The organism is Pseudomonas sp. SDO5522_S412 (assembly GCF_054071215.1).
In genome coordinates, this window is the sequence record NZ_JBSVWQ010000291.1 from 1 (window position 1) to 6,199 (window position 6,199).

Annotated in this window: 5 protein-coding genes; 1 reads left to right on the plus strand and 4 read right to left on the minus strand. The window is 61.7% G+C overall.

Annotated features, from left to right (window positions below):
• Positions 1–147: 147 nt before the first annotated feature.
• From leuA to ACW9I6_RS29790, 4 genes are all read right to left on the minus strand, one after another.
• Positions 148–1,827, minus strand: coding sequence for a 2-isopropylmalate synthase (gene leuA, locus ACW9I6_RS29775; protein ID WP_003209657.1), 1,680 nt, complete (start codon positions 1,825–1,827; stop codon positions 148–150).
• 320 nt (positions 1,828–2,147) lie between these two features.
• Positions 2,148–2,969, minus strand: a complete 822-nt coding sequence (locus ACW9I6_RS29780) for a peptidoglycan DD-metalloendopeptidase family protein (RefSeq protein WP_008438272.1) — start codon at positions 2,967–2,969, stop codon at positions 2,148–2,150.
• 3 nt (positions 2,970–2,972) lie between these two features.
• The gene (gene xseA, locus ACW9I6_RS29785) at positions 2,973–4,352 is read right to left on the minus strand and encodes an exodeoxyribonuclease VII large subunit (RefSeq protein WP_177020410.1); all 1,380 of its coding nucleotides are present in this window, start codon (positions 4,350–4,352) and stop codon (positions 2,973–2,975) included.
• Between the two features lie 10 nt (positions 4,353–4,362).
• Positions 4,363–5,253 (minus strand): LysR family transcriptional regulator, encoded by an 891-nt coding sequence (locus ACW9I6_RS29790; protein WP_177020411.1) that lies wholly within the window; start codon positions 5,251–5,253, stop codon positions 4,363–4,365.
• 99 nt (positions 5,254–5,352) lie between these two features.
• Between ACW9I6_RS29790 and ACW9I6_RS29795 the strand changes: the two genes are divergently transcribed.
• Positions 5,353–6,120 carry a sulfite exporter TauE/SafE family protein gene (locus ACW9I6_RS29795; protein ID WP_003209649.1) on the plus strand — a complete coding sequence of 256 codons (768 nt, stop codon included), beginning with the start codon at positions 5,353–5,355 and terminating at the stop codon, positions 6,118–6,120.
• Positions 6,121–6,199: the final 79 nt, after the last annotated feature.

Sequence of the window (6,199 nt, forward strand, 5' to 3'; positions counted from 1 at the left end):
CACATTCGACCTGCGCCACCTGAAAGAACGCGGTCAAAATGTGGGAGCGGGCTTGCTCGCGAAGATGCCCTGAAAATCACCACAAATTCCAATAAAAAGGCCCCTGGATTCTCATCCCGGGGCCTTTTGCATTTCAGCGGTCAGTGTTTATGCCGCTTTCGCTTCCAGCTGGCTCAACGAGCGGTTCAGCGCGCTGAACACCGCCTTGAAGCTCGCCGTGGTGATGTTTTCATCAATGCCCACGCCATGCACCGGACGCTCACCGTTTACTCGCAGCTCGATGTAGGCCGCCGCCTTGGCATTGGTGCCGGCGCCAATCGCGTGTTCGTTGTAATCCATGATCTCCACACCAATCGGCAGCCCGGCCACCAGCGCTTCCAGGGCGCCGTTGCCTTTGCCGTGCCAGCGCAGGTTGGTTTCGCCCTGGCCCTTGCCGGAGACTTCAACTTCCACCGAGCTGTTGCCGTTCTCTTCCTGCAAGCGATGGCTGACCAGCGCGTAAGGAATGTTGGCTTGCAGGTATTCACGCTGCAACAAGCTGTAGATCTGCGCGGCGGTCATCTCCAGGCCCACGCGGTCGGTTTCGGCCTGTACCACCTGGCTGAACTCGATCTGCATGCGGCGCGGCAAGCTGATGCCGTATTCCTGCTCCAGCAGGTAGGCGATGCCGCCTTTGCCCGACTGGCTGTTGACGCGGATCACCGCCTCGTAGCTGCGGCCGATGTCGGCCGGGTCGATCGGCAAGTACGGCACTTCCCACAAGGCGTCGTCTTTCTGCTGGGTGAAGCCCTTGCGGATCGCGTCCTGGTGGGAGCCGGAGAAGGCGGTGTGAACCAGGTCGCCGACGTACGGGTGACGCGGGTGCACCGGGATCTGGTTGCACTCTTCGACAACTTTGCGAATACCGTCGATGTCGGAGAAGTCCAGCTGAGGGTCGAGGCCCTGGGTGTACATGTTCAAGGCCACGGTGACCAGGTCGACGTTACCGGTACGCTCGCCGTTGCCGAACAGGCAGCCTTCGACACGGTCGGCGCCGGCCATCAGGCCCAACTCGGTGGCGGCTACGCCGGTGCCACGGTCGTTGTGGGTGTGCAGGCTGATGATCACGCTGTCGCGACGGTTGATATGACGACCGAACCACTCGATCTGGTCGGCATAGATGTTCGGGGTGGCGCACTCGACGGTGGCTGGCAGGTTGAGGATCACCTTGTGCTCAGGCGTCGGGTTCCAGACCTCGATCACCGCGTCACAGACTTCCTTGGCGAACTCAAGCTCAGTGGCGCTGAACGTCTCTGGCGAGTATTCGAAGGTCCACTGGGTTTCCGGCTGCTGGGCGGCGTATTTGACGAACAGCTTGGCCGCGTTGACCGCGATCGCCTTGATGCCATCCTTGTCCTGGTTGAACACGATGCGGCGGAACGACGGCGAGGTGGCGTTGTACAAGTGAACGATGGCTTTCTTCGCCCCGCGCAGGGATTCGAAGGTGCGTGCGATCAAGTCTTCACGGCCCTGGGTCAGCACCTGGATGGTGGTGTCCTCGGGGATGTGATTGTCTTCGATCAGGGTGCGCACGAAGTCGAAATCGGTTTGCGACGCAGCCGGGAAGGAGGCTTCGATTTCCTTCACACCGACGGCCACCAGGGTCTTCCAGAAACGCAGCTTTTTCACCGCGTCCATCGGTTCGATCAGCGACTGGTTGCCGTCGCGCAGGTCGGAACTGCACCAGATCGGCGCGGTGGTGATGGTTTTCGAAGGCCAGGTGCGGTCCGGGATATCAATGGTCGGGAACGCGCGGTACTTCGAAGACGGGTCTTTGAGCATGCTCATCGGGAAATCCTTTGTCTAGGGGCCGAGAAAAGGCGGCCTGCCGTAAAACTGTTATTGGGGATAAAGCAGAAGACGAGGCAGATCGATTCAGCCTGGCAGTCGTGCGCTGACTAGGCACAGGCTGCGGTGCTGGCGGAGCTGAATGAGGGTGTGAGAGGTTTTCATAGGTCCAACCCTAACCGCCGGGGTGAAAGATGGCAAGCAGTCGGAAAAAATTGAGAGAAGTTCTGCTATTACTGAGGGAAACGAGATTTTATGGTTGAGAATTGTGCGCGAGGTTGTTTTGTTTGCGCACCCGTTGCCGGGTGCGCAATTGAGCGTCAGGGCTGAAACGCGCCGATAAAGATCGCCGGATCCACCCGTGCGTCGTTCAGGCTGATGTTCCAATGCATATGCGGCCCGGTCGCCCGGCCGGTGGAACCGACCTTGCCCACCACTGCACCACGAGCCAGTTGCTGGCCCACGCTCACATCAATCTTCGACATATGGCAGAACATGCTGATAAAGCCCTGGCCATGGTCGACAAACACGGTGTTGCCGTTGAAGAAGTAGTTGCCGGTCAGGATCACCTTGCCCGCTGCCGGGGTCTTGATCGGCGTGCCGGCGCCCACGGCAAAGTCCAGGCCGGAATGCGGATTCCGCTCCTCGCCATTGAAGAAACGTCGCACGCCGAACTTGCTCGACAGCGGCCCGTTCACCGGCTTGTCCAGCAGCAGGTTGCTCGGCGTGTTCGGGCTGAAACTGCGATAGGCCTTGAGCTGGACTGCCAGCTCGCCTTCGATGCGCTTGAGTTGCGCCGGGTCCGGGTTCACCTGGCTCTTGTTCTTCAGGGTGATGTGCTGCTCGGGGTATTTCTTGAAGCCCACGACAAACGGCAGGTTCTGGCTGCCGCTGGTGATGCGTTGGGTGCCGGGCTTGACCGTCAGCGGGATGCCCACAATCGCCAGCCAGTTGTTTTGCTCCTTCACCACCAGCACTGGGCGGTTCATGTAGGTGGCTTTGGGCGCCGTGGCCGAAGTGCCGAGGTCGACCACCGCCACGCCACCGGGCACCGGCTTGTTCAGCAGCCGGGTGATGTAGCTGTCGGCATGGGCGTTAAAGGTCAGGCACAGCAGCATCAACAAACTTAAAAAGCGTGGCATCAATCAATCCAGTAACGAGAGGGTGACGGGCGTCAGGTGGTTGTCTTCCACCCGTACCTGCAATTGGCCTTCACCGAGGCGCGCGGTCAGGCGCTGGCCGGTGTGGGTTTGCGCGGCGTTGCGAATCGCCTGGCCGCGTTCGTCGAGCAAGATGCTGTAGCCGCGTCCAAGCGTCGCCAGCGGGCTGACCACGTGCAGCGTCTGCACCTGGCTTTGCAGTTGCAGGCGACGGGCCTTGAGGCCTTCGCGCATGGCACGGGGCAGGCGTTCGGCAAGGCTGTCCAGGCGCTGGCGCAACAGCGCCAGTTGGCGGCCGGGGTGTTGGCCGGCGAGGCGGGTTTCCAGGCGGATCAAACGCTCGCGACGGGTGTTGAGGCTGCGCTCGAAGGCACGCCGCAGGCGCATGTCCAGGTCATCCAGGCGCTGGGCCTGTTGGCGCAGGCGCTCGCCCGGGTGACGCAGGCGACGAGCCATGCCTTCCAGGCGCAGGCGGTCGTGGGTCAGGCGGTTGCGCATCAGCATCACCAGGCGGCGGTGCAGGTTCTCTACCTGGCGAGTCAGGTGGCTGGAGTCCGGCGCCAACAACTCGGCAGCGGCGGAAGGCGTTGGGGCGCGTACGTCGGCGACAAAGTCGCTGATCGACACATCGGTCTCATGGCCAACGGCGCTGACGATGGGCGTCACGCAGGCGTCCACTGCACGCGCCACGGCTTCTTCGTTGAAGCACCAGAGGTCTTCCAGCGACCCGCCGCCACGTGCCAGGATCAGCGCGTCGAAGCCGCGTGCATCGGCCAGCTTCAGTGCGCGGACGATCTGCGCCACGGCTTCACGACCTTGTACGGCTGTCGGGATCAACGTCAGTTCCACGTTGGGTGCCCGGCGGCGGAACACGCTGATGATGTCGCGAATCACCGCGCCGGTGGGCGAGCTGATAATCCCGATGCGCCGTGGGTGTGCGGGCAGCGGCACCTTGCGCTCGACACTGAACAGGCCTTCGGCGCTGAGTTTTTCCTTCAGCGCGTCGAAGGCCAGGCGCAGTGCGCCGTCACCGGCCGGCTCCACCGTGTCGAGAATCAGCTGATAGTCGCCACGGCCCTCAAACAGCGAGACCTTGCCCCGCACCTTCACCGCCAGGCCGTCTTTCAACGCCTGGCGCACCCGTGCGGCGTTCTGCCGGAACAGCGCACAACGCACCTGGGCGCCACTGTCCTTGAGGGTGAAATACACGTGGCCGGAGGCCGGGCGGGCGAGGTTGGAGATCTCGCCTTCGACCCAGATATTGGTGAACACGTCTTCCAGCAACACCCGCGCGCGGCCGTTGAGCTGGCTGACAGTCAGGACTTCGCGGTCCAGGCCCAGACGGGCAAAGGGATCTTTAATCATGGGCGGCAGTTTATAGGCATTCGTGCAGGGTTTGACAGAACTGCTCCACCAGCGCGCTCGGCGTTTGCTGGCAGGCGAGGGCGACGGTGCTTTGGCAATCGGGATCGGCCAGGGGTAAAAAATGGATGTTGGCCGGCGCAATGTCCCGCATCGACTCCGGCAGCAAGGCGATTCCGAATCCGGCCTGGATCAGCTGTAGCTGCGTGGTCTTGCGCGACATCACCCGCGCCGCCTTGGGGAAAAATCCTGCACGCATGCACAACTCGGCTGACAGGTAACTCAGCCCTCCGCGCTGGGGGTGAGGGATCGAGATAAACGCTTCGTTCTTCAGTTGCGCCAAATCGATACCGGATGTGTGCCCGGCCAACCGGTGGTTCGGCGGCACGGCCAGCAACAGTCGCTCGCTATATAAAGGCACGATGCGCACGCCTTCGCGCTGGCGCAACACCGGTAAGCGCAACAGCCCGACCTCCAGTCGGCCGTCGGCGATTTCTTCCAACTGGGCTTCGGAGGACAGTTTGGCGATGTCCATCGATACGCCCGGGCATCGTTCCAGCCAGGCACCGATGCCGCGCAGCAGGCGGCCACTCATCGGCACCGTGCTCGAATGGCTCATCCGCAGCGTGCCGAGCTGTCCATTGCCCACTTGCGTCGCCATCTCACTGGCCTTGAGCAGTTCGCCCAGCAGGTTGCGTGCCCGCGGATAAAAAGCCTCGCCCGCAGCCGTCAGCCGTGGCTGGCGCGCAGTGCGTTCAAACAGCGGCGTTTGCAGCAGGTTTTCCAGCTCCTTGATCTGCCGGCTCAGTGCCGATTGCGCCACAAACAGCCGCTCGGCCGCTGCGCTGAAGCTGCCGCTCTCGGCGATTTCGACGAAGTAACGCAATTGCCGGGTGGAAATCACAAGTCATGCCTTTTCGAGATGAGTGATGGGCTTTGAAGATATTAGTCGCAACGCTTGCCAATGGCTAAAGTGATGGCCATCTCTAATAAGGAATACGTCATGAGTCCGGTCGAGCTGTTGAGTCATTGGTCGTTTGGCGGTGTGGACTGGCTGGTGATCGGCGTGGCGATTGCCCTGGCGTATATCGTGTTCGGCATTGCAGGCTTTGGTACCGCATTGGTGGCGGGGCCGATCCTGATTCTGTTCATGCCGCTGTCGAAGATCATCCCCTTGCTGGTGCTGCTGGATTTTGTCGCGGCCTTCGGCAACCTTCTGCAATCGCGCCGGGATGTGGTGAAACCGGAGTTGTTCAGGCTACTGCCGTGCATGGCGATTGGCTGCACCCTTGGGGTGATCTTCCTGCTCAACCTGCACTCTGATTTATTGCTGCTGTTGATGGGGCTGTTTATCAGCGCCTATGCGATCTACAGCCTGGCGGTGAAGGCCAAGCCCACGCAGATGGCAGCCGGCTGGGCGATTCCCATGGGGGTTGTCGGCGGGCTGTTTGGCGCGTTGTTTGGCAGTGGCGGCTTTCTGTATGCGATCTACCTCAACAGCCGATTGCCCAAGGATGGCGCGCGGGCGACCCAGAGTGCGTTGATCAGTTGCAGCACGGTGGTGCGCCTGAGCCTGTTTCTGATCGCGGGCGTGTATGCCGAGCTACCCTTGTTGATGTTGGCGGTGTGCCTGTTGCCGGCCATGGCGCTCGGGCTGTGGGCGGGGCGGCGGTTGACCCTGCGCATGTCCCGCGAGGCGTTTGTGCGGTTGGTGACCTGGCTGGTGCTGGCCAGTGGCATTGCCTTGATTGCCCGTTACTTGAGTACTTGACCTGATTGTTTCAGGGATTAAGCTGCCAGCCTTCACGGCCTCTTCGCGAGCAAGCCCGCTCCCACATTTGGAATGCATT

Bases quoted from the DNA above. Each gene is read 5' to 3' on its own strand.
- ACW9I6_RS29795 (WP_003209649.1), top strand. From the start codon at position 5,353: ATGAGTCCGGTCGAGCTGTTGAGTCATTGGTCGTTTGGCGGTGTGGAC.
- leuA (WP_003209657.1), bottom strand. From the start codon at position 1,827: ATGAGCATGCTCAAAGACCCGTCTTCGAAGTACCGCGCGTTCCCGACC.
- ACW9I6_RS29780 (WP_008438272.1), bottom strand. From the start codon at position 2,969: ATGCCACGCTTTTTAAGTTTGTTGATGCTGCTGTGCCTGACCTTTAAC.
- xseA (WP_177020410.1), bottom strand. From the start codon at position 4,352: ATGATTAAAGATCCCTTTGCCCGTCTGGGCCTGGACCGCGAAGTCCTG.